The organism is Bradyrhizobium sp. Ash2021, from assembly GCF_031202265.1.
In the GTDB taxonomy this organism is placed as follows: Bacteria; Pseudomonadota; Alphaproteobacteria; order Rhizobiales; family Xanthobacteraceae; genus Bradyrhizobium.
This window is the reverse complement of the sequence record NZ_CP100604.1, coordinates 8,222,628-8,248,920: the sequence shown is the minus strand read 5'-3', so window position 1 is coordinate 8,248,920 and position 26,293 is coordinate 8,222,628. Positions and strand designations below refer to the sequence as shown.

The window sequence follows — 26,293 nt, the reverse complement described above, 5'->3', positions numbered from 1 at the left end:
CGCATGATCTTTTTCGAAAACCGGTACCCACTTTTCGGGATCATGCGCTAATTCAATCGTCGTTGGTTCGCCGTGTCGCGATACCAGTCGAACGGCTGGTCGCCGGTCGCGACCATCACGCTCTTGGTGTTGAAATGGTCGTCAAAGCTTTCGGTGCCGCATTCGCGGCCGATGCCGGAATCATCGACGCCGCCCCAGGGCGAGGCCGGATCGAGGCGGTGATGGTCGTTGACCCAGACGATGCCGGCCTTGACGGCGGACGCCACCCGATGGGCGCGGCCGACGTCGCGGGTGCGGATCGCGGCCGCGAGGCCAAACGGGGAATCATTGGCGAGCCGCAATGCGTCTTGCTCGTCCTTGAACGGCGTCACCGAAGTGAAGGGGCCGAACACTTCCTCCTGAAAAATGCGCATGTCGGATTTGACGTCGGCAAACACGGTGGGCTCGACGAAATAGCCATTGTCGTGGCCGGGCACCTTTGCGGCGACACCGCCGGTGACGAGGCGCGCGCCGTCTTCATGGCCGAACCGCGAATAGGTCAGCACGCGATCGCGCTGCCGCGCCGAAATCACCGGCCCGAGTTGGGTTGCAGGATCGAAGGGATCGCCGATCCGGATGGTCTCGGTCTTCGCCCTCAGCTTTTCGACGAACTCGTCATAGATCGAGGCCTGCACGATGTGCCGGGAGGCGCAGACGCAGGTCTGGCCCGCACCAATGAAGGCGCCGAACGCGGCATAATTGACGGCGCGGTCGACGTCGAAATCGTCGAACACCATCACGGGAGTCTTGCCGCCGAGCTCCATGGTCTGGTGCGCGAACACTTTTGCCGCGGCGCCGCCAGCAATTCGGCCGGCCTCGGTGCCGCCGGTCAGCACCAGCTTGTTGAGATCGGGATGTTCGGCCAGCATCTTGCCGGCGCTCTGGCCGAGGCCCAGCACGATGTTGAACACGCCGGGCGGCAGACCGGCCTCGGTGAAAATCTGCGCCAGTTTTAGCGTCGTCAGCGGCGTGTATTCTGACGGCTTGACCACGGTAACGCATCCGCTCGCCAGCACCGCGGCCAGCGACTTGCACAGGATCATCAAGGGATGGTTGAACGGCGTGCAGTTGGCGACGATGCCGATCGGGGTGCGCAGGGTGTAGTTCAAATAGGCGCCTTCGACGGGGATCACGGAGTCACGACGCGCCAGCGCCAGTCCTGCAAAGTAGCGGAAGAAATCCGGCAGCCGCGACAATTGCGCGCGGGTCTCGTTGACGGGACGGCCGTTGTTCAGCGTCTCCAGCCGATACAGCGTGTCGAGATTGGCTTCAAACGCATCCGCGAGCCGATTGACCAGCCGCGCCCGCGCGCGTGTATCCATGCCGCCCCACGCCTTGCCTTCGAAGGCTAAGCGGGCGCTCTTCATGGCGCGGTCGATGTCTTCCCTGGTCGAATTCGGGATCCGCGCGATCACGTCGCCGGTGGCGGGATTGCGGACGTCGAGCATTTCGCCGTTACCGGCCTCGATCTCGCGGCCGTCGACGAAATTGCCGTGGATTTCGACGTCGATGGACGCCTGTTTCGAAGGAATGTTCATGCGTCTCTCCCTTCGACGATGACGGCGTTGCGCTTCAGCGCCGGCAGCACGCGTTTTTCGGTCTGCGCGATGTGGGCCTTGATGATGCGGCCGGCGCCGCGGCCGTCGCGCCGCTGCATCGCCTCGATCAGGGCTACGTGCTCGCCGACCAGTTTTAAGGGGTCGTGGCCCCTGAGATTGGCGACGCTGACGCGCACCAGCCGGTCGGCCTGTCCGATCTGGTCGCACAACGCCGCGGCCATGCGGCGATTGCCGGAAGCATGCGCCAGCGCGGAGTGAAACGCGCGGTTATAGGCGATGAAATCCTCGTAGTTGCCCGAAAAGCGGCGGAATTCGTTCAGCGACTTCAGCACGGCGTCGGTGGCGTTCTCAATCGCCTCCGCCACGCAGGCGGGCTCCAGCGCGAGGCGGAATCGCAACAGGTCGCGCGCGTCCGCGAGCGAGATCGGATTGACGCGGTAACCCTGGCGCGGCTGCACGGTGACGAGATGCTCGCGCGCGAGCCGCAGCAGCGCCTCGCGCACCGGTTGGCGGCTCACGGCATAGCGCTCGGCGAGATCCTGCTCGCGCATATCATCGCCCGGCGCGAAGTGACATGTCAGAATATCAGAGCGCAGGCTCTCATAGACATTATCTCGTAAAAGCATCGAAATTCCTTCCACAGTCGACCATAATCTCGCAATCGTGAAATATCACGTCAAGACCTAAAGACTTGAATTCCGCGTGTTTTGATCTATCAATCGGCGGATCGGCGCACCCATGCGGGGCGTCGCGCGATGTTGGAAAGAGAGATCGGGATGGATCGGCTTTTGGCGCAGGGCACCGTCAACGCAGCGCAGTCGGGCAATGGACCGCCGTTGTTTCTGTTCCACTCGCTGTTGTCGGACCGCGCGAGTTTCGACGCCATCGTGCCGGAATTATCGAAATCGTATCGCGTGATCGTCCCGGAATTGCCGGGTTTTGGCCGATCGCGTGCGGTCGGCGGCGGCCTCGCCGAGGTCGCCGACCGGATGGCGGAAGCGGTCAGGGACGCCGCCGGCGGCGAAGACGCCATCGTGCTCGGCAATGGCTATGGCGGCTTCGTTGCGCTGCAAATGGCTATTCGTCACCCCGGCATCGCGGCGAGGCTCATTCTCGCCGACAGCGGCGCGGCGTTCTCGGAACCGGGCCGCGAGGCTTTTCGCAACATGGCGGCGGCCGCCATGGCCAAGGGGCTGTGGGCGATCACCGATGTCGCGATGCGCCGGCTGTTCGCGCCGGACTTTCAGGCTGGCCATCCCGAGCTGATGGCCGATCGCCGCCAGGCATTTCTCAGGACCGATCCGCAAGTTTTTCGCGCCGCCTGCGATGCGCTCGCCAGCTTCGATCTGCGGCCCGAGCTCGACAAGGTGAAGATGCCGGTCCTCGTGCTGGTCGGCGAACATGACGAGGCGACGCCGCCGCCGATGTCGCATGAGCTGGCGGCGGGCCTGCCGCAGGCGCATCTCAAGATCATCCCGGGCTGCGCGCATGTGCCGCAGCTGCAAGCGCCCGCGATTTTTCTCGAGATGATCGGCGATTTCCTGCCCGCGACCAACTCGGCGCCGGCGTGAGTAGTCACCGCTGTCTTGCAACCAAAGCTTGTAAAATTGTGCGACCCTCCGTAGCTTAGCCGAAGCGGGTTTTGGCAGGGGGCGGGTCATGGACTTTTTCCGCGCATATAAAGCCAAGGGTACGGCGACATCGACCTACTTCATCGAAAGCACGGCGCCCGACAACGTCGATGACGAAGCGCCGCCATCAGACCTGCCGCCGGAGTATGCGCCCCATTTGGAAAAGATGGATGATTCCGAGAAAGCGGTGAAGCAGATCGCGGAAGATCTGGGCAAAGGACAAAATCCAAATCTGGTCGTGATGGTTCACGGCTTCAACAATCCGGAGCCGAATGTGTTGCGGATGTACATGTCCGCTGCCCTGGCAATCGGTCGTGACCCGCAGATCAGCAGCCGGGAGGGTCTCGTCTGCGTCGGCTATCGCTGGCCATCGGAAAACATGGGAGCACCGAGGCGCGGTGCGAGGGACGCTCTGCCGACGCTCGCGGGCTGGATTCTGACGTTGGGCATCCTTGTCGTCGTGATCTCGCTTCCGTTCTACTTTATCCCGGGCACGGCGAATGTCGTTCTGAACTGGCTCGGCCGGCTTGGCGAGCACGTCTTTACGCTGATCGGCTGGACTGCAGCCGGCCTGATGCTGATGGCCGTGCTGCTGCGGATTATCGTGTATTTTCGCGACAATTACCGCGCTTCGAATTACGGCATACCCGATCTCATTCAGGTCATTCGTGCCATCGACGCCGAAATCATGCGTCAGCGTGAACAGAGCAGCAGGACCGAGCCATGGCCGCGGGTTCAACTCTCCTTCATCGGCCACAGCATGGGTGGTTTCGTTGTCACCAACGCCATCCGTACCTTGTCCGACGTCTTTGCCGTGCCGGTCGATGCCTTGAATTCCTACGGGGCCGGCTCGCCGCCCGCACTGCGGCCCGAACCGCCCTTAAATTTGATCGGCAAAACCTTCGAGCTCAAGCGCTTCGTGCTGGCTTCGCCGGACATTCCGGCCGAGACATTGTTGTCCACCCGCGGCAATTTCCTCGCCTCGGCGTTGTCACGCTTTGATGAAGCCTATCTGTTCAGCAACGAGGGCGACGAGGTGCTGCGGCAGATATCGACGCTGGCGAATTACTTCGTGTTCCCCGCCAAGAGCAAAAACCACGGCTTTCGGCTCGGCAATGTCGAGATCCTGTCGCGCAGTTTCGGCATGATCGACGTGAACGAGCAGGATTATCTGCGGGTGCTGCGGATCGGAAATCTGACGCTGCAGGAATTGTACGACACGCTCGAGGACGCCAGGGAGAAACGCCTCGTGACCGCCGCAGCGGCACCCGAACAGGCTCCACTGCCCAAGAGGTTCACCTATTTTGACTGTACCGATTATATCGATCGCGATAATCCGGATACGCCCGACACCCGAAACAACTGGCTGGCGCTGCTGACCTTTGCGAGATGGCGCAAGGAGTACGACGCCGAGGCCAGGCTGAAATGGTATTCGCACCTCCATCTGCTCTTCGCGTATGTCGTGCATCATCAAAAGCCGAACGTACATGGTGGTTATTTCGAAGGCATGCTGTCGCAAGAGCTGATCTACCGGCTCGCCTGCCTCGGCTATGACGACACGGTCCGCGCCTATGGCGGCGAAGCTGCGGTTGGGGAGGCGTGTGCGCAGAAGCAAATCCGGATGCTGGTGTCGCCAATGCTGTGGAGCAATCGCCGCGCGAACGCTTCGGTCGAACCGCCCAGACCGGCAGGCGAGCCGACGCGGACCGCGAGGCAGGCGGCACCGCAGCGCGCGCCGCAGGCGGGCGCGCCGACCCCCCAGGTGGTTCCCGATCTGGTCGGCAAGTCCATTGTCACGGCGCGCGACGAAGTCGCAGTAGTTCGCGAAAGACACATGGAGGCGACACCGCCGGTGAGCGGGGTCGAGCCGCAGGTCCTGTTGCTGGAGATCACGAGGCCGGCAGACGGCAAGCCCGCTGGAGAGGTGCTGAGCCAGACCCCGCCGGCAGGCAGTCCGCTGGCACAGCGGACGTCGATCGAAGTGGTCATTGCGAAGTGACGGCGCGGCCGGGCTCGGGCTATCACTGCTGACAATTTGAGCAGGCGGCGAAACTTATCCGTTCGACGCCGGCATCCATCGTGCCTAGTCTTTGAAGCGGAAATCTTTGAAGCGGAAATTTTGGCCTCGAAGCGGAGATGATGTTGATGCGCGCGGTACTTGACTATTGCACCGGAGGAACGGAGCGAAAGGTGCCGGCGGGCATGCTTTTCATCCACGAGGGCGGCAAGACCGGCCATTTGTTTGTTCTGGTCGAGGGGCGGGTGGAGGTCATCAAGGGCGACAGCGTCGTCGCCGTCATCACCGAGCCCGGCGCGATGTTCGGCGAGATGTCGGTTCTGCTCGATCAGCCGCACAGCGCGACCGTGCGCGCGGCGTCCGATTCAGTCATTTACGAGTTCAACGACGCCGCGTCGTTCTTGCGCGACCAGCCGGCGGTGGCGCTGCTGATCGCGCGATTGCTGGCGCAACGGCTCAATGTCGCGACCACCTATCTTGCCGATTTGATGCACCAATATGCCGGCCACGGCACCCATCTCGCGATGGTCGGCGAGGTCCTGCAGAGCATGATCAACCTGCCGCCGTCGCAGGTCCAGCCAGGATCGGATCGGCAATCCGACCCAAGGATGTGAGCCAGGCCGGTGGATGTATGACCGGCGCCGCCGGCCGCTGCATCGGCGCGTTGAGGTCGATCCATTGCGCGTCGCCAGCGGACAGCCAGAACGCCGTGCCTTCGTCGATATCGAGCACGATATGGACCGGTGGCCGGCCGGGCTGCAGCCCGGCGTTGAAGACCCAGGTGGTGCCGAGCCGGTCGAACCACGACCCGTCGGGGATGAACGGCGACTGGTGCACATGGCCCGAGATCACCATCGCGGGCTGGTAGCGCTGGATCCATTGCACCAGCTCGACGTCGCCGAAGAACCGCTTGCCGCCCCAGCTCGTCGGCGAATTCGCGGGCGGCGCGTGATGAACCCAAACCCATCGCTTCAGCCGTTTGGCGGCGGCCTCAAGAAGCTGGTTCTCGATGCGCGCTTTCACCCGCGGCCCGTCCCACCACGGGCAGATCGTGAACAGGGTGTCGCCGATCGCAAAACTGTCGCCATCGCAGGTGATGCCGAGTTCGCGCGCCTCGCCGACCCAGCGGGATATCTTCTCGCCCTCCGGGCTGCGTTCGTCGAGGTCGTGATTGCCCGAGCACAGAATGACGCGGGTGATGCCGGACAACAGCGAAAGATATTTCTTCACCACCACGATCTGGGCGCGGAAATCGACGAAGGAGCCGACGTCGAGCGCATCGCCGGCAAAGATCACGAGATCGAATTGTGGCGCGGCGGCGATCAACCAGTCGAATTGCGGCAGTGAATAATGCAGATCCGCGACAACGAGGCAGCGTATCATCAGGCGTTCCAAACTGCTTATAATATAGGCGATCCGGGGCGGATGCATTCGAGCAAGGTTGATCGAGCAAAAGTTATGCCGTGGCGTGCTGTTTGGGCGCGACAGATGCCCGCAGCGGAGCTGGCTCGTCGTGCCCGGCCATTAGCTGTCTGCCTTGCGCAGACTGCGTAAACTTGTCTGCGATGCCGGGTATCCACGTCTTAGCTGCATTGAGGCAAGAAAGACGTGGATGGCTGGTCATCGGCGAGCGGAAGCGACGCCGTCCTTCGGACGGCTATGCCCGGCCATGATGAAGCAATCTAGGCCTTCGCGGTCGCGTGGGAAAACACCACTTCGATCAGCGTGCCCGTACGGCCGCCGGTCTTGATCTGGAACTTGGCGCGGTTGGCTTCGACCAGGGCCTTGGTCAGCGACAGATTGACCGGCGAATTGTCGGAGGACTGATCCGATGGTGGCGGGGTGCGGAACGGCTCCAGCGCCGCGGCCACCTCATTGTCGTTGAGGCCCTGGCCGGTATCGCGGACGCGCAGCACCACCTCGCCGAAATCCGACAGCGCCGTGGAGACGATGACCTGGCCGCCGGCATTGGCGAGATGGATCGAATTGCCGATCAGGTTCAGCGTGATCTGGTGCAGCGCGCGAGCGTCGGCCACCACCGGCGGCAACATATGTGCGAGCGACGTGCGGATGATGATGCGTTCGCGGTTGGCCTGCGGCTGCATCACTGCGACGCAGCTCTCGACCAGTTCATTGAGGTTCTGGTTGGTGAAGGAAAGATCGAGCTTGCCAGTCTCGATCCTGGAGAGGTCGAGCAGATCGTTGATGATGGCGATCACCCGTTCGCCGGAGGCGCGGATGTCTTTCATGTATTCGGCGTAGCGCTCGTTGCCGAGCGAACCGAAACGCTCGCCGATCATCACCTCGGCAAAACCGATGATGGCGTTCAGCGGCGTGCGCACCTCATGACTGATCCGCGCCAGCACGTCGGCCTTGGCGTTGGCGCCGCGATCGGCCAGCCGCCGCGCCTCGCGCAATTCGCCCTCGGTCTTTTTTGCAGGCGTAAGATCGCGGAACACGGCGAAGAAATTCGGCCCGTCGGCCCGCGTGCGTCCCATGGTCATCGCCAGCGGGACGAGGCCGCCCCTGGCGACGCGCCCGAGCGCATCGAGGCCGTGATCGAGCAGGCTCTCGACGCTGCCGGATTTGATGCTGGTGAGATAGTCGAACACCGCGTGCTGGCTCTCCGGCGCGAACAAATCGGCGAGATTGCGCTGCACGAGCTCGGTCCCGTCATAGCCGAACAGCGCTTCGGCGCTGCGATTGGCCGAGTTGATGTTGCCCTCGGCGTCGAACATCACGATGCCTTCGGCCGTGGTGTCGAGGATGGCGCCGAGTTCCTCGGCGTCGGCGTGGCCGACCGCCGATGGCTCGATGACCGGAGCCGCTTCCGCGATCGCAGCCGCGACAGCCGCGCCTTGCGAATGAGGGCCCGAAAAGATCAAAGCGAGCGCGGAATCGCCGTCCCATGAAATCGTGTAGAGGTGCGCGTCGACAGCCTGCGGCGGCGTTTGTTGCTCCGACGGCTGGCTCGCCGAAATCTTGACCGGCGTGCCGGTGTCCGACGTGCTGGAGGCGTTCGACACGCCGGGCTCGACGTAGAGCGCGTCGAGGCCGCCAGCATCCTCCAGCGCGTGCAGGCCGGCATAGCCAATCTGCGCGAGAAACGCGGGGTTGGCGTAGAGCAGCCAGTCGAGCCGGTAGATCAGCACGCCGACCGGAATGAGATCGAGCAGCGCCTTGTCGCGTTTGGCCTCGCCGCGTGCGGGCGGTTCCGGGGGCGCCAGCCAATCGGGTTGTTCGCCGGCCGGCGGTTCGCTGTTCAGTTCACTTTTCAGTTCACTTGCCACGTTGCGCGTTTCAGACGCGGGCGGCTCGACCACGGTGTCGTCGACATCGATCGCGGGCGGCGTTGTGTCCGCGCCCATTTCGGTCTCGAGCCGCGCCGACAATTGCCGCGCGAGTTCGTTGAAGGCGCTGTTTTCGACCGGCGTCAGCGACGGCGGTTTGCTGTCGCCGATCGGGCGGAACGGCAACACATTCTTCGGCGTTTCCGCTGGCATTTCCACGGGGGTTTCCACGGGCGCTTCCAAATCGGTTTGTTGTGAAGTCTCTGACGCCATCGGTTCCGGCAATTCGGCAGCCGGATCAACGCTGAGGTCGCCGGGAACATCCGCAAGGGGCGGCTCCTCGGCGATCAAGTTTTCCAGAGGCAAATTTTCTTGAGGCAAGGTTTCTTCGAACAAGTCTTTGGCGGGCAGATCTTCGGTGAGCAGGTGTTCAGCGGGCGTTGGTACGTCGTGAGCGGACGCGTCTTTTGCAGGCCGATCTTCGCCTGGCGCGTCCGGGGCCGAACCTGCCTTAACGACGTCAGCCGACAACGCTTGCGGCGCAAGCGGCGCACCGAAGAACTCATAGCGGCGCAACGCGGCCAGCCGCGCCAGTCCGTCGAGGTCGCGGCAAACGCCGAAGCCCCGATAGCCGGCAAAATTCCGCGTGCCGTCGAAGATCGGCAGGCCCGACAATTCGACCGGCAGGCGGCCGCCGCCATCGACCGGCCAATTCAGCGTGATGCCGCTCCAGGTATCGCGCGTGGCAAATGCCTTCATCACGCGGCCTTCAGGATCGAGTCCGAAAGCGTGCGAGATGTCGCTCCACAGCCGGCCGAAACCGGCGGCAGTGCGCGCACCGATCAGGCGGGTGAATTCGTCCGAGCCGAGCGAGAAGCGGCCCTCATGATCCATCTGCCACATGAAGCGCAGCGGCAGCCGGCGCGTATTCGGCAGCGGCTCGTCGAGCCATGACGGCGCCTTGACCGGCATCGGCGCCTGCGCCGGCGCGGAAATTTCGGCGGCCGGTGGTGGCGGTGATTCTGCAACGGGCGCAGGCGCCGGCTCCTCGACAGGCTCGGCTGCCGGTTCATCGGCGACGGCCTCGACGTAGGGCGATGGCTCGTGCGGCGGCACTTCGATCTCCGGTGTCACCGTCTGCTGCGTCAGTTCGGAATGCGGGGAATCAACAGGCGGCGTTTCATCATACGATGTTTCGCTGTCTGACGCTTCGACCGGCGCGCCTCCGTCATGCGGAAGATCGGGTGGCAGCGTCTGCATGTCGGGTTCGGCCGGCTCTTCCGCAACGACATGTTCAGCAACGGCTTCCGCAGGCGGCTCCTCAAATGCATCGAACAAGGCGAACTCGGCGGGCGCTTCGCCGGATAGTGCCGGCGCTTCGTAGCTTGCGAAGGATCGATCGACGGCCGCAGCGGCCGGCGGCTCCGTCACGGCAGCGACAGCCGGCGCTTCCGCCTCGGGCAGTTTGGCTTCCAGCAGCAGCGGCGCGGCAGGCCGCGTATGATGAGCGGCCTGGGTGGTGCCGGGCGCGATCAGCGCGACCAGGCCGATATCGGCGCCCTGGCCGACACGCTGCAGCACCATGTGGCCGATGCCGACAGGCGTTTCGACACGGCCCTGTTTCAACGCGTCGGCGCGCGCCGCGTCGAGACCGGCCTCGGAGAGATTGCGAAAGCCGAGCAGCGGACGCTCCGCATCGCTGGCGCCGATGAACATGCCGTCGCAGGCAAACACCGCGATCGGCCGGTCGATGCCCTCGACCAGCCGCTGCAGCCGTTCGACCAGCGGCATGGTGCGGCCGGAGGCGCTGCCTGTTGTAACGAAGATGCCGTGGCTGCCATCCGGAAAATCGAGCCGCGCGCAGCTGCAGGTCGCGAGCATGCCGGGCGAAGCGCCGAAGCCGCGCAGACGCTCCAGCCGGATCGCGCCATTGTGCGGCAACCGGCCGCCGAGCTGCGCGACCTGTCGCCGGTGCGGATCCGCCGGTCCGAAAATCTTCTGCGCGAGGGCTGCCGCATTGGCGGCGCCGAACACGCGGGCGCCAACCGGATTGGCCCACAGAATCCGGGTGCCGTCGGTCGACCAAAGCCATGCGGGCAGGGCGCTGGTTGCATGCAACGCCAATCTGGGATCGCCAAGCACGTGCAACTGGAATTCCGCATTATTCATCGCGACGATATGACCGCACAGGTCGGGCTTTTTGCCCGATAATGGCTTCAGAAACCGGCGGCCAAACGATGGCCGCCTTGGTGGACCGCGAGTATCGCAAGCGAGGAGCGGCAGGTCCACGGCCCGGCTACGGCGGCGCTATCCAAAGCCGAGATAACCTTAATCCGGTCGAACTGTTTAGCCGCCCTACGCGTTGGGATGTTGCAAAGCGCCATCAGGGGTCCACGATAGGGAGCCGGTGGATACCGCGTCACACCGGTGAGGTCTTTTGGCGATATCCTGATGCGGGTTGCCGGGAACCGGGGCTTAAGGCTGGCTCCGCCAACGAAACCCGCCAACGAAAAAGGAGTGGGATTATGAATGAAGATACGCGTTTCGAGATTCCCAAGGACATGAAGGCGATGGCCGAGGCGAGCTTCGATCAGGCCCGCAAGACTTTCGAGAAATTCCTGACCTCTGCGCAGGCGACCGCAGGTTCGCTCGAGGAGCGCGGCGCCACGGTTCGCGCCGGCGCCAAGGACATCAGCAGCAAGGCGATCGCCTATGCCGAAAAGAACGTGCAGGCCTCGCTGGACTATGCCCAGTCGCTGCTGAAAGCCAAGGACCTGACCGAGGTGATGCGTCTGCACAGCGAATATGTGCAGGCTCAAATGCGGTCACTGGCGGAGCAGGCCAGCGAAATGGGCCAGATCGTGAGCAAGGCCGCGATGGAGGCCGCCAAGCCCAAGGCCTAACGCTCCCGACACAACCCCAGCGGTTCCCGCGCGGAACTTGCATCCATTCCGGGTCAGGTATGCGGCGTCGCACTCAATTCTCCGTTGCGATGCACAAAATTGACATGATATGGGTGCTTATTGGGCAGGCCCGTGGTTGGGCACTTCCGTGAGTTTGAGTAGGTGATCCGATTCGACGTTTCCGGCATTTCGCGTAGCCGGGCACGCAATGGGTCACAGTGTTTCACCCCATTGCGAAGGATAAATGCCATGACCAACCCCACCGATCCGTTCTCCGCCTCCATCATCCCGTTCGAGGTACCCGAGCAGGTGCGCGCGTTCGCCGAAAAGGGCGTTTCGCAGGTCCGCGACAGCTACGCCAAGTTCAAGGATGCCGCCGAGACCCATAACGGCACCATCGAGGCGGTGTTCACGACCGCCAGCAAGGGCGCCAGCGAATACTCCGCCAAGCTGCTCGAATTCTTCAAGGCGAACACCTCGGCCTCGCTCGACTTCGCGCAGGAATTGTTCGGCGTGAAAACGCCGTCGGCCGCGCTGGAGCTGTGGACCTCGCATACCCGCAAGCAGTTTGAGACGCTTGCCGCCCAGGCCAAGGAACTGGCCGAATTGGGCCAGAAGGTTGCGACCGAGACCGTCGAGCCGATCAAGGCCAGCGCGTCGAAGCTTTATAAGCCGGCCGCCTGATCGATCGGCGCTTTGCGGTTGGAAGAGCCGGGGCGGACAGCCCGGGCTTTTCGTTTGAGATGTCGTTTTGCGGGCGCAATTGACCGCTTCCCGGCCTTGCCAAAGCGGGGCGTTGCACCTAGTTTCCGCCCCATTCGCGGACCCCCATTTGAGGGATCTCGCAAGGATGCAGTTGTAGCTCAGTTGGTTAGAGCGCCTGTCTGTGGAACAGGAGGTCGGTGGTTCGAGCCCACCCAACTGTACCACAAAAAGCCATTAAATTTCAGTAGCTTATAGATGCTCGGCATCGCTATCCGCGCGAAATAAAATTTTTGTGCAAGCACATTGCAAGCACGCCGCTCGATTTCAGCCTCCCGACGTTCAAAAATCCCTGCCCCTCAATCCACATCTTACGGCACGAACGGCCGGGGCTGGCGCGGCTGCCAAGTCATGCAGGCTGCGCATGTCAATCGGCGTCGGCTCTGTGATTTCTATTTTATTTTTCTTTCTAGGAAGATTGAGCCGTCCGAGCCGTCCGAGCCGTCCGGAAGTCAATAGCCATGCAGGGTTCTCATGCGTGTGTGTCGTCGTCGTAAGTCGTCCGGGCCGTCCGCCGCGTGGTGGGGTCTGTCAGGGGCTTGACGGTTTTCTACGGCACTCGGGCGCTTGTGTAAGGTGCGTCAGGTTAGATTTTGAAATTTGCCGCTGGCGAAATCTCGGGGCGCGCTTGGGCCGTAGGGGGCAGCGGCCCCGGAGGGACCCATTGCCTAGTGCCTCGGCCGGGGTGGCGCGCGAGCCAACGACGAGGGCAATGGCAAGCATTGCCACCATCATCACCCATCGGACCGGTTGCCTCGCCCGAACATGCGGCCAGTGCCACGGGGCCCCCAGTTGACGCCAGCGTGGCGCCTCGAAGGGAAAGGGGGCGCGGGGGCGCGTCCGCACCGGCGAGTTCTGCTCGGCCAATAGCAGCGCTACGTCGATAACCTCAAGCCCACTGTGATCACACGAGGAACATGATCAGCGCGATAGCCCTACATTGGAGCGGTAGCCTCGGGCATCGATCGGCCCGTTGAGCCGGCCGATCCCGCCGCCGGGCCGCCCGATCCCCGGAACGCGTTGATGGCGTTTTCCCCACGAACAATGATGCTTCGCCATCACCCGCGCCAATGATCATCGTCTGAGCTTTGAAAAAGAAAAGCCCGACGTTCACGCTCGGCTTTCCATGTGATGAATTGCACGCTTTCACCGGGAACGTGAAGAATTCTAGAGAGGGGCGGAAGTGTGCCCTGTATCGCCTCGACCTGACTTGCAACGTCGGGTAGTCAAGCTAGGATGCGCTAACGAGAGGCGGGGCATGGCGGGGCTGTGGGCGAGATTCTGCTCGCTCTTCAATCGCATGAAGACGAAAGAGATGGACCAGGTGCGCGACTTCGTTATTGAGGTCGGCCGCGCCCACATGTCCTGCGGCCTTGTCGAGCAGCAGCTCCACGATCTGCTTCGGTCCTTCGGCTATCCGGATATCGATCTGCCCGCGTGGCTCGCCAAAGGGCAGCATAAGAAGCTGAAGAAGGCGATTGACGCTCTAAAAGAGCGGTTCGACTTTCCGTCTGATTTCGTGTCTGAGCTGCACGCCTTCCGGGAAAAAAGGAATGATTTCACGCACCAAATCTGGGCCGACCCGACCGCCAAGCTTGAAGTGGGCGAAGGGCTCGAAAAGATGCGGCGGAAGGTCAGCAAGCTGTATCAGCATGCCCGTCGGCTCTCCGATATCTTCGGTCCGCTCCTCCTGAAGCTAGGCGAGAAGCGCTATCAGCGCGAAGCCAAGCGGCTCGACGAGGAAATTAAATATTGGCAGCGGCAGTCGGCCATACTCGGCGCAGCGCTCGCTCAGAGCGAAAAACGGAAGGCACAATGACGGCAGGATTGGTGGGCACGTCGTCGCTTTCAATACATCGTTCGAAGGAACTGGCTAACAGGAGTTCGACCCCGTGCCTCGGTGCAAATCCGCGAAATCATAGTCTGGTGACTTCGCTGGTGCGGCCGCCGTTCAACTCGGCGCAATCCAGAATGGTAAGATATGTTTGATAAAGCGCTGGTTTATCGTGCCGGGGTGAAATCGAAGGTAGATATTGGGCTGCTAGCCGAAACGCTGTTTTTTTATGGGCGTACGCATCTTTTGCTCGACCGCGCGTCTTTGGTCGCGCTGGTGAAGCAAATCCCTTACGACGTGCTTCTCGATCTGTTCGATAGCGCTGCGATACAGCTCTCGTACGTTAGGCAGAACTTTGCCGTGATGTCGGGGGGTGTCCCGACCGCGTATGATTTCGGCGCAGTCACCGTGCAGGGGAATGTCGATGGGTCAAAGCTGCGAAACCATCAGGATGAAATCGCGGAGGCCCTGACCCGCGAGCTGGGTAGGAGTCGCGAAACTGAGAAATTCGCGCAAAAGATTGCAGATAAAGCTGCACTCCATCGCTATCGGGGACTTCCAGAAAAAGAGAAGGTGGTGCCCGACCTAATGCGGGCGGATCTGGAGGACCAAAACTTCGTACATCAAGCGGTGAAATCGGTGTTGATGCACATGGTGCCCGGCTTCACTGAGGATATCGGCTTTACATTCCGGCTCTTCAGGTCTGAAAAAGGCGACTTTTTTATCGATACTGATCTAAATTTTGAACGCCTGAACGAAGCTTTTCACACCGTTGTGCCGGTAGCGGAGGATTCACTCACTCCGGCGCGCATATTGGCAGAAATACAGGACGCCAGGGCGGACACCTTCTTTGCGGCGCACTATATGGCCGAGCCGGTTACCGGCTCGCTTAGCAGCGACATCATGAGGCTAAAGCATTTCGAGTTCCTGCGGAGCAGGAGCGCAAACACGGATGACATTGAGCTGTTTCATGAACTTGTCGTTCCAGACTTTCCGACGATTAGGGAAGCGCTCAATTCCGGCGAACGATCGTTCTGGGACTTTGTCCAATTTCTGCCGCGAGCGAATCGGTTCAAGAAGTTTCTAACCGAGGCCAATCCCGATGTAGGGCTTGTGAAGTCGTACCAGGACGAGGTTACGCGCAAGTCGTGGGTCGAAACGCTCCCCGGTAAGTCCATACGCTTTGTCGTCGCCGCGGGGACTGGCTTAGCTGCCTCATCGGTAATTGGGCCGATCGGTGGGCTTGCGGTCGGAGCGACAAATACGTTTCTACTGGATCGACTGCTTAAAGGATGGAAGCCAAATCGCTTCATCCAAGGACCATATAAACGTTTCGTGCTGCCGGAATAGAGAGAATACCGATGAGACCCGTGACCGAATGGGAAGAGAGCGATTTAGACGAATTGCATCGCGGTGAGATCATGGAAAGTCTCACGCTCGAATACAAGGACTCCCGCGTTCTAGATAACAAGGTGTACCAGCAGGGAGAGCTATTCAAGGATGTCTCTGCGTTCGCGAATTCCGCCGGAGGCATTCTAATCTTCGGAATGAAGGAAAGCGGGCATCTGCCGACCGGTACAGACGACGGCGTCGATCCGTCGAAGATCAAGAGGGAGTGGTTGGAAAATATTCTTACGTCGAACATCCAGCCTAAGATCGAAAACTTGCTTATCAAGCAGGTGATCCTCACCAGCAAGGCTACCGGGAACGTCGCGTATGTCCTGGACATCCCGCAAGCAAAGTCTCGCAGTCCGCACCAAGGACCCGAGCACAAGTACTACAAGCGGTACAACTTCAAGGCGGACCCGATGGAGGACTACGAGGTACGGGACCTCATGCGGCGCGGGATCGAGTACGGCCGCAAGTACGGCGCCGCTTTAGATTTCTACGTCGAGGTTGCGCGGCTTTGTTCCGCGTCCGGAGCGAGGGCGGCCGCCGGGTCGGCGTCTCTTGATGCTAACAGAGCGATAATTGGCGTTTCGCCTGATCTTCGGACGGCGGGCAGCGTGCTAGTGCTGATGAGCCCGTACCTTAGAAAGTCAGTCGCCGAAATGATTATGAAGGTGGATGCCTACAATTCGGGGGTGGAGGCGCGCGGTGGCGTCAACATTATCCTCGACAGTTCTGCGCGCGATCAGTTGTTACAAATTAGAACGCTTGGTGATGAGATATGCACGCACCTTCAAGTTATCCTGGACCAAGAACCATAATTTAGAAGTTCGCGGCGCGAAAATCTCCTCTTTCGGCGTCGACCGAGGCTTCTTTGTAACGGTCTGGAATTGATGCTCCTATTCGCTTCAGGTCATTCGCGTCGATTTTGCGTGTCCGTAGTATGTCCGCTTTGGAGGCAATTTCGGAAATCTCGTTCGTCCGGATTTGGCGGATGAAGGCATGGGTTTCAACGTGATTCAAGCGCCCGCCGCCGGTTCGGCTTCTCTAACCGCCGGCTTCGAAATCTGCCGGCTCAAGCGTCATCGGCTCGGCCGTTCGGGCAAGCTCGCCGTGCGCCTCGGCGATTCCGCTGCGCAATTCGCGGACGATCTCCTTGAGTTTCGCGCGGGCGCCGGCCGGCCCATCTTTGCCGACGGCCGCAGCTATCTCATCCGCGTAAGTTGGAAGGCGATCGATGATTCGCACCGTTGCCTCGGCGCATTTGGCCGCCGCGTCCTCAACCTCGGCGACCGGCACAAGCCGGCCTAGCCGTTCCTCAAGGTCGAGAAATTTTAGATCGGCGGTGTATTGCGCTGCGCGCGCCTGGTGATCGCGCAACGCCGGGTTTTTTTCCGCATCGCCATCGTCGGCGCGTGTTGCGGCGGCGCCTTCCTTGATAGCATCGCCGACCTCGCCGACGACGCGATCAAATTCGGCGATGTTGATCAATTTCGATCGGCCAGCGCGCCGAACCTTGATCAAGCCTTCGGATGCCAGGCGATCGACACGCTCGTTTAGCGATTGTCGCGTGACGCCCTTACGCCGCGCGACCTCGGCGACGGTTTCCCAAAGGCCGACATCAAGCAAATCCATTTTAGGTTTCCTCCTTAAGGTTGTCAGTTCATGCCGCGCTTAAATGGGAACGATATCGTCACGCGGTGCAACGATGGTAATCAGTCGGTTTTCCGAATGTTTGCGCTCCACAATAAAGCCCTTGGCACGCAACAGCGGTGCGGCACGCACGATGCGGTTGCCGAGGCCTTGAGCGGTCGCCGGCCAGGCTCTCGACTTTCGAACGCTATCGCTTGCGCGCGCCGAAAGAAGCCCAAGCAATTCGGTCGGCGTGCCGGTCCAACCCTCGGGGTTGTTGCTCATGAAGTCGCGGATCGACACCGCCACCGCATCCGCTTCGAACGCGCCTTCTGCGACCTCGGCGCGGTTACGATAGTAGGCCTTGACGAACTCGCCATTCTCCCACCCGAGACCGGGCGAAGCCGCCGAGACCCACCGCATGAAATCCGCCATGCGTGGCAGACGATCAAGCTTCACGGTGGCGATGTTGCGCATCGCGGCACTCACGGCATCGAGCAGCGCGCCCAGGATCAAGGGTTGCTGCTTTTCGTAGGCAGCCCACAGTTGATCCTCCGGCTGCCGTTCCGCCTCCGGAATGACCCTAAGATGAACATTGAGGGCGCGGTCGGCGAGGTCGGCGCGGTCAGTGAGCGACGGAATCCCGTTGAGAATAACGGGGCATTGAACCTCGCAAATCAGTTCGTCCGAGTCGGTGTGCAATTGCCGAGTCGAAAAGCCGCCACCCGTAGAGACGCGGCAAAGGCCATCGCTTAACCAGTTCGGCACGGCCGACAGATTATCGAAGGCGAGAACGCGCCGGTTCATGGCGCCGACAATCAAATCCCGCTCGTCTTTCGGAGCGGCGCGAATCGGCGCCGCGTTCGGATCGACAAGCGAGCAGATCATGCGCGAGAACACACTCTTGCCGGTTCCTTGTTCGCCGTTCACCACGAGAACGGGATACGGCCCACGATCGCGAAGTGTGGCGACCAAGAACGCAACGGCCAGCTTGAAATCGTCGTCGCTTTTTACATTCACCAAGCCCCGAAGGATATCGATACACTCCCCCGGCTCCGGCTCTGGCAGCGCGCGCATCGCCGGCGTGCGGATGAACTTCACCGGCGGCCGGTCCAGTACGCGCCACCCTTGCGCGGTGACCTCCACCGCGCGCCAGGCCTCGTCGCAGAGATCGATATAGATGCATTCGTCGAGGCGCCCGACGCGAAGCCACGCCTGCCGCCGTGGCCCATCGTTAATCGCGATCGCTTCAAGATTGCGGATTACGTCGTCGAGTACCGAGCCGCTGATCACCTGGCCGGTTGTGAGCCGCGATAGGTTAGCGAGCCACCGTTTGAACGCCGGCGATTTCAGCGGCCAATGCTCAACGTGATTTTTGATCTCGATCGAAGCGTAAGGCGCCAAGGCCGCGTCGTGCCACAGATCGAGGGCGCCGCAGGCGGCCATCAACGCATCGCTGCGAGTCTCGCGCTTGCGTCCCGCAGCCGGCGCCTCATCCGGCGTAGGATTATTTACCGCCGCCGCGCCGTCGAGAAAAGCGGCGGTTTGGCGCTCCGTCCAGCCCTCGGCCTCGGCATCGGCGGCATCCCAGCCAACGGCGCAGTTAGCCGGCGGCGACGCGATGCGCGCCGATGCCGCCAACCCGCTCAGAGAATCCGCTACCGCCTGCGCGTAGGCCAGCCCGGCCGCGTCGGCGTCGGGCCAAATAGTCACGTGGCGACCTTTAAGCGGGGTCCAGTCGGCCTTCTTGGCGCTTTTTGATCCATTCGGGCTCGTGACGAGGACGTGGCCGGGCAGAAGCCGGCGGGCGGCGTCACAGGCCTTTTCACCCTCGACTATCACCACGGGAGCGGATGATCGCGCGGCAAGATGATCGAGACTGTACAGCGGCCTCGGCGCCGGCCACGATTCGAACCGCCATTCGAGATCGCCGCTGTGCCGGTTGCGCCAAAGCGTCTGCGGCCGGAATTGCTTGTCGCCAGCGGCACCATCGAAACGATGCACGAAGCCCAAGAGCGCGCCGGAGGCATTGAGGTAGCGCCAGGTCTGGGCGGCGACCCCGAGCGAATGCGCCGGTGGGCGCGGCGCATCGGCCGGTACCGGTAGAACGGGAATAAGCTTGCGCGTTTTTTCGGCCGGCTCGGGCGCGGATGCACCCCGGAGCGGCGCGAAGGCTTCATCACTCATAAGGATTGATTCCAATCATGGCGGCGCACCGCAACGCGGCCTCGACCTGCTTGAGGCGGTGGAGATATGCGGCGAGGCTCACGAGGTCACCGCCGCGATCGCCGGTGGCGAAATCGGCCCATGAACCTGTGCGCAGGTTGATCTTGAAGCTTCCCGGCTTTGAATCGCCGCGCGTCGGATTGAGCGCGATCCACTCCACCCCTTCGCGGCGGCCGTTCGGAAGCCAGCGGTGCACGACGGCATCGGCGTTCGAAAGCGTCGCACTCGCGATGCGCTGGAACGCGATCTTGCGGTTTTGCATTATGCGAGTTTCCCTTCGGCACGCCGCTTAAGCATCGCGCGACCAGCCGCGCTCGCTTCCCAAGTCGGCAGTATCAAACCGCGACTTGCCGACGGCGGCGCCATGCTGCCGCAAGCCGCAAGCCGGTACTGCACAAGGCGGTAAAGTTCGGGGTCGCTTCGCTCTGACGCGGACAACGGCCAGACGCCATCGGCCAACCGCGCCAGGACGGCCCATTGACGCGCTGACATGCTCCGCGCGAACGCAAGCTGTTCACTCGTGATTTTGGTCATTGGCGCCGCTCCCGCCGCTGCCGGCACAGGATGCAGCTGCATGTGGCGACGGTCGCTTTGGGCGGCTTGCCGTCACGCCGGGGCGCAGCATCACATTGCAGGCAGATGCATCCGCGACCGCAGCCGCGTTTGACGTGCCGGAGCCCGCCATCGCGCGGACAGACGAAGCCGGTGCTGCCGCGAACGTCGAGTTGGACCTCGACGAGACCTTTGGTGATCAGCGAACCGTCGCGCGTGTCGAAGTAATGGCGCCTGGTGAGCCGGATGGAAGGCCGCGCGAACAGCGTTGATCGCCGTGCCTCCCGCCCGGTCTTTTGCGTTTCGCGATCGGAGCGTTTTCGCCGTGGCCGCTTATCCATGGGCCACCTGCAGCGCGTCTGCCTCGGTGGTCGAAGACACCACGCGAGAAGCGATGAAGGCGAGCACATCGCTGCGCCGATAGCGAACCGATCGGCCCATCTTCACATAACGACAGCCCGACCCGCGCAGCCGCTCCATTTGCAGCGTCCGAACGCTTTGGCAGCGCATCCGCGCCGCCTCGATTTCCGTGATTAAATCGGTATCTTCCGTCATCCCCGACGTTCCTTGAGTTGGGATGAGGCGACTAGATGATGTCCGCCGCCGCATCGATTACGATGGGGCTAACCTACGCGGTGGTATCGCTAATAAAATGCCGGCGCGATTGTTTTGCCGCAGCAATTGCGGGGCGCTCTAATTGTTAGCCCTGCGGCGCAGGGAGAAGTTGGCTCATCGCTTCTTTTTCGGAGCGCCGCGCGCGCTCAACTGCGGATAATCCTTGGCAACCGAATTCCAAGCTCGATCGAACGCTCGTCGAGACAAGTCAGGAAGAAGCTCCTTTTTCACGCGTTGGTACATTTTGTCGCTCACGCCGGGCTTTGCCCCGCTAGACGCCTCTGCCTGTTCGCGCAACCAAAGCTCTGCCGATCGGGCGTCGGAACTTTTCGACGGTGGCACTGCCACTGGCGGCGGCGTGTAGAATGGAAGATTTGCCACCTGATCCGGCAAATTTGCCGTCAAGGAATTGACCGCATCCGAGACCACAAAGGGATTGAAAAACAGAAGGCAACTATTAAAATCTACCCGCGCAAGCGCATCGTCCCAACATGCGGCCGGAATTTGGACATTGGCTCCATTGCGCGCGAGACCAGTCACAACGATACGACCGGAACGAAATAAATTGATCAGAGAACGGTAGCGATCGCGAAACTCCGCTCCCGCCCAGCGCACCGGATCGGGCCGCCGAAGGAAATCCCAATCCTCATAGCGAACCGGCCAAAATGTAAAGCCGTCTGCAGAAAGTCCGCGCAACACCGCTCCCCAGCCCGGTAGAACCGCAACCGCATCGTCACCACGAGCAGCGACGATCGGATCGAGACGCACAAAGCGATGAAAAACGTCGCGCAAGGACTTCCCCGCGATCAGGCTCGGCGCGTCAGGCGCCGACACTACCGGGAAGATCGTCACACCATCGAACTGCCGACCGGCATCATCGGCAACGCGAGACTTCGCTAAATCGATTTTGAAGCCATGCCAAAGCTCGGGACGAATCATCTCCGGCTGATAACCGCCATGTCGAATGCCGTAGCCGACCAAATCGCCCGCGCTGAGATAGAACGCAACGCCCCCGTGCGGCGCCGGAACCAACAGGCTGCCGACCGCTGCCAAAGCGATACCGTCCGACCTATTAACATCTTCGCGCCGAGGCTTGATCAATCTATGGTCGCCTTCTCGTAGGCTTTCGCAGTCGAATACCCGCTCCATCGCCGTTTTCTGGAATGAAGACGACACCAAGTGCTGAGCGTTTTGTAAACCGCTTCGATATTTACGTCGCGAGACGGCGGTGGTCCATCGACGGCTTCCATCCGTTTGATCGTTGATGCTATGCCCGCTCTGTCCGCAAGCACCCTCACCGACCATCCCAAATAGCCGCGCGCCATGCGCAGTTGCGCCCCGGTGAACAATCCAATTTCCTTTATTGACTGCGAATCATAATTCTCCGCAACAGGGGCCACGCTATGCAGGCTTCTGCCGTTCCGCAAATTGTGCGGTAAGCGCGCCCTATCATGCGCGGCATTCAACGACGGGCGTCGTCTTTGTACAATGCCGCAACTACTTGCCTTTCGACCGCGTTTGCCTTTCGGTCTTAAGGCGCGGACAGAGATTTAGACCTTTCGCCATGAGTTTAACCTCTCCGCCGAGTTCTAGCGAGAGGCGCTCACACTCTTCGCTCAATACTATCATCAATTGGTCAAAGTTGATTTGCTTGCCAGACTTGGGATGGTCCCAATTGCGCTCTTTTGCAATCGTCACAAGAAGACACCCTGCGCGGCACTCGTCGGCGGCCATATACTTCGTCAGAAGTTGATCCTTGATCGTATTGAATAGGTCCCTCCCAGACCGCCCGTCACCAAGCTTCAGTTCGATTGTCCCGATCTGCTTGGACGAAGTCGATCTTAACCGAATGTCGGTCTCCTTCTCGTCGGCGGTCACCGATTCCTGATCGACAACGTAGGTTTGTTTCGCGGCATTCCTCAGCTCCCGCGCGATCTCTCTGCGCATAACATGCTCGTCGGTGATATTAGCCCACGCTTCTCTTGGAGATTCGTCCTGAAGCAACAAGTCATCGATGTCATCGAGCCGGTCGCGCATGAGGGCAAACATGGCGGCGCTTGTCGAGGGCGGTGCTTCGCCGCTCCTGTCTAAGACCGTAAACTCGGCTTCCGAAAGAGCAACGCTGTCTGCCTCTTCGGCAGCTTTTTCTTGGGCGAGCGCAATGGCGCGATCTTTAAAATGCGCGAACAAGGGATCGTTTGCCATTTCAAGCTTTGTCGCCCATCCCTCTGTTCCGGTTGTGGCGAGCAAAGCGTTCAGGATAGCGTTTCTACCTCTCTCCGCGTTGTCGCGCATACCAAGCATGCGCGCCCCCTCATGATGAATGTCGTCGTCAATCTGGACGTGCCGGTACGCGATGCGAGCGAGGCGAAGCAACAGTTGCGGCGTGAACCCTGCCGCGCTTAAATTCACGCCCATGCGGTCGCTGTCAAAAAGGCTTGCGAAAAGCTGCGCCCCCGAGCCTTCTGTAGTGACAGCGCTTTCCGCCAGGCCCACTTCCAGAACCTCAACGCCGGCGGCGGGATTCAGTTGAAGGAGTGCTGGGAGCCAAACGGCGGCGAACGGAACTGATAGCCCCTTGCTCAAACGTGCGGCGGCGACAGTCTGAATAAATCGACGATCATCGTTATTTCCGGCCTTTATCAGGATTTCGATGCCTTGTTGAAGATTCTGTTTCGCGAACTGATTATTTGGCGTGGCGTCGATTTTTGCCACATCCTTCAACCACGCACGAATGCGGGGAATAAATAACGCAGCCACGACGGCGGAAGCGTGGCTGACATTCTGAAGAAACATAGAGTAGTTGGAATCGTCGTCACCCTCACGCAATGAGATTGTCAATTCCTCACCGAGAATCCGATCAACTGCGGTCGGATGCACGATCGCGAGACTCTCAAGCCATGACGGAAAGCCATTTAGTTCAAGAGGCGCATACCGGCAGGCGAGTTCAGCTTCCTCCTCAGACAAACGCTTGGCCCACTTTGGGTCTTCTGCTTCAGCAGAAATAGCCGCGAGGCCAAACTGCCATTTGACCAAAAATGTGCCCTTCTCATTATCGGGCCGCTCGCTGCGAAGGGTGGGTTTGTCCTTGCGCCAGATTGTCATCATCGTTTCGCGCAGGCGATCCGCCACGTCCTTGCCAAATTGCGCCTCAATGAATCTTCTGTTCCACCCCGACGCACGGCTTTCATTGCCCGAGCGTTCAACCGCTTGCCAAAGATTCCACGCAGTGTTCTCGGCACGGTCGGCGGCGAATACCGTACTCGGTGCCTTTTCAATCTCTCGCCAGAATGCCACCCAGCTAGCGTGCGCCTTTGCCGCCTTACGCTCCTCCTGCTTGACGCGTTTCTCATGCTGGGCTTGCATTTTCTGGAAGTCGGCAGCGCCTTCCTGGGGTTTCGTCCGATTGTCGATGATCTCCGTGAGGTTTGCGGCGTCCACGACGAAGGGCTTGAGGCTTTCGAGGAACTTTCGATAGTCCGGCTCATCCCGATGAAGCAAAACCATCTCAGCCCATAACATCATTTCTCGACGATCTATGGACTCCGCCGGGTCAGAGAGGCGCCTTCTAATCCACTCACTATCTTTTTCGTTGTTAAGCTGAATGCCGCCACGGTGAGAAATCTCAAATAGTCGGTCCCAGGCATTTTTGATCTGATAAAAACCCGACAGAAACGCATCTTCTGCCCAAAACGCTGCCTCGCGCGCATGCGAAGAAAGTTCGGCGAGCGCACTCCGAAGATCCTTTAAGGCACCTTGTTCTGTGTGATCATCCTTAGAGAGGCGGATGGCTAATAGTGCGGACGCGATCCATTGATCGGTTCTGATGCCTTTGATGCATTGTCGCTGACAAGCGGCGATATGCGCCGGCATGAGATGGGGCCGATTTATCCCGAGATGCGGAAATTTGTCCTTTTTCCACGTCGCCCCGTCAACCATTAAATCGAAAAGGGTTTGGCGCAATTCATCGAGGTAGTCCCGCGACATGTCGGCGCTTTCGATCACGCGCGGAAATTGGTAATTCAGTTCGCCGACCGTTCGGGCGGCTTCCTTCACTCGGCCAAGTATTTTAGCAAGTCGTGAAATCGGCAGATGCTTGGGGAAGAGGTCGAGCATCGCGCGGCGAGCCACGGCGTCGGGCCATCGTACTGCTTCCGTCTCGAGTGAACGAGCCAATGTCTCAACGCGCGGGTCGTTAAGTTGTAACAGTGCTTCGATCGCAAGATTTCTCTCGTAGGGGTCTCGTTCGCCTTCCATCGCCACTTTGTACGCAATATCGGCACACGCCGAGAGTTTTCCGGCGCCCATCATTTTGAGCAGCAGTTGGCGCACTTCCGGGTTCTCAATATCGCATCGCCATAGACGGCTCACTGCATCGGCTAGCTCCGGCGTTGCGAAACGGTGCACCTGAATTCTCGGTGTGTTCAACCCGCGCCAGCCGCCACCCCCATGCCGGCCAACATAAGCTTCCAGTGCCTTGATGCGTTGTGGCGGTGTCAGGTTCTGAGGGTCCCCGTGATCCAGGACGACAGCGGGATCAACGGCGATGATGTCGTCGAATATGGTATCATGCGATAGTGCTAGCCACGCCGCGACCGGGCGCATTGACGGGCGCACAGTTCGTGTTCCTTGAGCGGTTTTGGTGAAGATGAGCCGTTTAATGGCCTTGACCGGTGTTCCTCGCGCGCGCAGGGATTCTAGTCGCCTTGCGGCGAGATACTCGACGACGGAACGATGGTGGAAACGAACGCGGCCGTAGCTGGCAAAACCGAAAAGAGGGCGTTCGAGCAACGTCGCTCTTTCGTCTTCATTCATGTCGGACAAAATTCTGGATACGTCGAGAGCGGCTTCGCTCGCCTCCACGGAATCGGCCTCTGCGCTGTGCCGCAATGTGAGCTTCCTCGTCAACATGGCCGCCAAGGCAAGACGGCTTGCATTTTCGATGGCTTTCTCTTGCGAAAGCTGCGCTCGTTCTTTCCGATCTGTTCTCGATTTCAGTTTGGTGGCGATATTGGTTTCGACCTGCTCACGGTGCGTGCGAATACGCTGATGCTCGCGCCAATCCGAACATAGCTCAATTAAGTCTTGTGGACGTTGTGCAAACTCTTCCGCATCCCGAAGCCTGATATCGTCCAGAAGCGCGTCGGGATCGGATACATTTTGTAGCAAAGCGAATTCGCGCATTTGCGTGGTCGATAGCGGCATCAACCCAACGCTACGCCAAGCCTTCGTCTTCGGCTCATTGTCTGATTTCGCTTTTCGATCCATGACCGCGTCGGCAAACGCTTCGGCCGTCGGCTCCGTTTCGGATGTACTCGGGATCGCCAAATATTGCTCGATCAGAGCTCGATCAACCGGCACCGGCCGTGTCGTTATGACCACGCGCACGCGCCCAAGCTGCCCTTCAAGCGATTTATTGAGCCGCTTTAGGGATTGATCAAACTTCCCAAGTGTCAGGTTCAGTTCATCAATCGAATCCAAGAAAAAGGTCGCTAACTCAGACTGCGAACGTAGCCATTCATCGAGTCGCTGCTCCTCTTCCGCGCTTAGCATGTCGCGGACGGAACTAGTCGCTAAAGTGGCGAGGTCGAGGAAGAAAGCGGCGTCACCAGCGCGCCATAAACGTTCCTGTTGCGTCCGGCACTCGTACGTCTTTCCTGCCCCTGCCTCTGAAACAATGAGTATACGCTGTGAGCGCAGTAGCTCGTCCCACTCGAAACTACCCCTCCAGCCCGCCTGAGCAAGCAGGGAGGCTTGTTCGATATCGGCGACTTCGGCATCGGAAAGATCGCGGAAGGACCGCTCAATGGAACGCGGAACAGCTGGCGTGTCAGTCATAATGAT

19 protein-coding genes and 1 tRNA gene are annotated in these 26,293 nt (G+C 60.6%); 9 read left to right on the top strand and 11 right to left on the bottom strand.

From position 1 onward, the window contains the following. Nucleotides 1-47 precede the first annotated feature (47 nt). Nucleotides 48-1,577 (bottom strand): aldehyde dehydrogenase, encoded by a 1,530-nt coding sequence (locus tag NL528_RS39710; RefSeq protein WP_309179777.1) that lies wholly within the window; start codon nt 1,575-1,577, stop codon nt 48-50. Then, nucleotides 1,574-2,224, bottom strand: a complete 651-nt coding sequence (locus NL528_RS39705; protein ID WP_309179776.1) for a GntR family transcriptional regulator — start codon at nt 2,222-2,224, stop codon at nt 1,574-1,576. The genes NL528_RS39710 and NL528_RS39705 overlap by 4 nt, the downstream gene beginning before the upstream one ends. Before the next feature lie 150 nt (nt 2,225-2,374). Between NL528_RS39705 and NL528_RS39700 the strand changes: the two genes are divergently transcribed. The 3 genes from NL528_RS39700 to NL528_RS39690 all read left to right on the top strand — a co-directional run bounded on the left by NL528_RS39700 (nt 2,375) and on the right by NL528_RS39690 (nt 5,860). Further along, complete coding sequence (locus tag NL528_RS39700) at nt 2,375-3,169, top strand: alpha/beta fold hydrolase (protein ID WP_309179775.1); 795 nt, start codon at nt 2,375-2,377, stop codon at nt 3,167-3,169. 88 nt (nt 3,170-3,257) lie between these two features. Further along, nucleotides 3,258-5,228, top strand: coding sequence for a PASTA domain-containing protein (locus NL528_RS39695; RefSeq protein WP_309179774.1), 1,971 nt, complete (start codon nt 3,258-3,260; stop codon nt 5,226-5,228). Nucleotides 5,229-5,374: 146 nt separating this feature from the next. After that, the gene (locus NL528_RS39690; RefSeq protein ID WP_309179773.1) at nt 5,375-5,860 is read left to right on the top strand and encodes a cyclic nucleotide-binding domain-containing protein; all 486 of its coding nucleotides are present in this window, start codon (nt 5,375-5,377) and stop codon (nt 5,858-5,860) included. Here NL528_RS39690 and NL528_RS39685 read toward each other — a convergent pair. Both NL528_RS39685 and NL528_RS39680 read right to left on the bottom strand, forming a co-directional pair. Further along, on the bottom strand, nt 5,799-6,626 hold the full coding sequence (locus NL528_RS39685) for a metallophosphoesterase (protein ID WP_309185192.1): 828 nt from the start codon (nt 6,624-6,626) through the stop codon (nt 5,799-5,801). The two genes, NL528_RS39690 and NL528_RS39685, sit on opposite strands and share 62 nt — an antisense overlap. A gap of 302 nt (nt 6,627-6,928) precedes the next feature. Beyond that, nucleotides 6,929-10,705: a PAS domain-containing protein gene (locus tag NL528_RS39680; RefSeq protein WP_309179772.1), complete on the bottom strand. Its 3,777-nt coding sequence runs from the start codon at nt 10,703-10,705 to the stop codon at nt 6,929-6,931. A 356-nt stretch (nt 10,706-11,061) separates the two neighbouring features. Between NL528_RS39680 and NL528_RS39675 the strand changes: the two genes are divergently transcribed. The 6 genes from NL528_RS39675 (at nt 11,062) to NL528_RS39650 (ending at nt 16,245) form a co-directional block, all read left to right on the top strand. Next, nucleotides 11,062-11,439: a phasin family protein gene (locus tag NL528_RS39675; protein ID WP_309179771.1), complete on the top strand. Its 378-nt coding sequence runs from the start codon at nt 11,062-11,064 to the stop codon at nt 11,437-11,439. A gap of 249 nt (nt 11,440-11,688) precedes the next feature. Further along, on the top strand, nt 11,689-12,123 hold the full coding sequence (locus tag NL528_RS39670) for a phasin (RefSeq protein WP_309179770.1): 435 nt from the start codon (nt 11,689-11,691) through the stop codon (nt 12,121-12,123). A 168-nt stretch (nt 12,124-12,291) separates the two neighbouring features. Next, nucleotides 12,292-12,368 (top strand) — tRNA-His (locus NL528_RS39665). 1,091 nt (nt 12,369-13,459) lie between these two features. After that, a complete protein-coding gene (locus NL528_RS39660) occupies nt 13,460-14,020 on the top strand; it encodes a hypothetical protein (RefSeq protein ID WP_309179769.1) in 561 nt (186 codons plus the stop codon). A 162-nt stretch (nt 14,021-14,182) separates the two neighbouring features. Then, nucleotides 14,183-15,385: a hypothetical protein gene (locus NL528_RS39655; protein WP_309179768.1), complete on the top strand. Its 1,203-nt coding sequence runs from the start codon at nt 14,183-14,185 to the stop codon at nt 15,383-15,385. 11 nt (nt 15,386-15,396) lie between these two features. Next, nucleotides 15,397-16,245 carry an ATP-binding protein gene (locus NL528_RS39650; RefSeq protein ID WP_309179767.1) on the top strand — a complete coding sequence of 283 codons (849 nt, stop codon included), beginning with the start codon at nt 15,397-15,399 and terminating at the stop codon, nt 16,243-16,245. A 226-nt stretch (nt 16,246-16,471) separates the two neighbouring features. Here NL528_RS39650 and NL528_RS39645 read toward each other — a convergent pair whose 3' ends face one another. The 7 genes from NL528_RS39645 to NL528_RS39615 form a co-directional block, all read right to left on the bottom strand. Then, a complete protein-coding gene (locus NL528_RS39645) occupies nt 16,472-17,059 on the bottom strand; it encodes a hypothetical protein (RefSeq protein WP_309179766.1) in 588 nt (195 codons plus the stop codon). A gap of 39 nt (nt 17,060-17,098) precedes the next feature. Then, entirely contained in the window at nt 17,099-19,243 is a 2,145-nt protein-coding gene (locus tag NL528_RS39640) for an ATP-binding protein (protein ID WP_309179765.1), read from the bottom strand. Next, complete coding sequence (locus tag NL528_RS39635) at nt 19,236-19,544, bottom strand: hypothetical protein (RefSeq protein ID WP_309179764.1); 309 nt, start codon at nt 19,542-19,544, stop codon at nt 19,236-19,238. Before NL528_RS39635 ends, NL528_RS39640 begins: the two co-directional genes overlap by 8 nt. 268 nt (nt 19,545-19,812) lie before the next feature. Then, the gene (locus NL528_RS39630; RefSeq protein WP_309179763.1) at nt 19,813-20,175 is read right to left on the bottom strand and encodes a hypothetical protein; all 363 of its coding nucleotides are present in this window, start codon (nt 20,173-20,175) and stop codon (nt 19,813-19,815) included. Beyond that, nucleotides 20,168-20,389, bottom strand: coding sequence for a DNA-binding protein (locus tag NL528_RS39625; protein WP_309179762.1), 222 nt, complete (start codon nt 20,387-20,389; stop codon nt 20,168-20,170). Before NL528_RS39625 ends, NL528_RS39630 begins: the two co-directional genes overlap by 8 nt. Before the next feature lie 174 nt (nt 20,390-20,563). Next, a complete protein-coding gene (locus NL528_RS39620; protein ID WP_309179761.1) occupies nt 20,564-21,598 on the bottom strand; it encodes a hypothetical protein in 1,035 nt (344 codons plus the stop codon). Between the two features lie 348 nt (nt 21,599-21,946). After that, on the bottom strand, nt 21,947-26,287 hold the full coding sequence (locus NL528_RS39615; protein ID WP_309179760.1) for a hypothetical protein: 4,341 nt from the start codon (nt 26,285-26,287) through the stop codon (nt 21,947-21,949). Between the last annotated feature and the right edge of the window lie 6 nt (nt 26,288-26,293).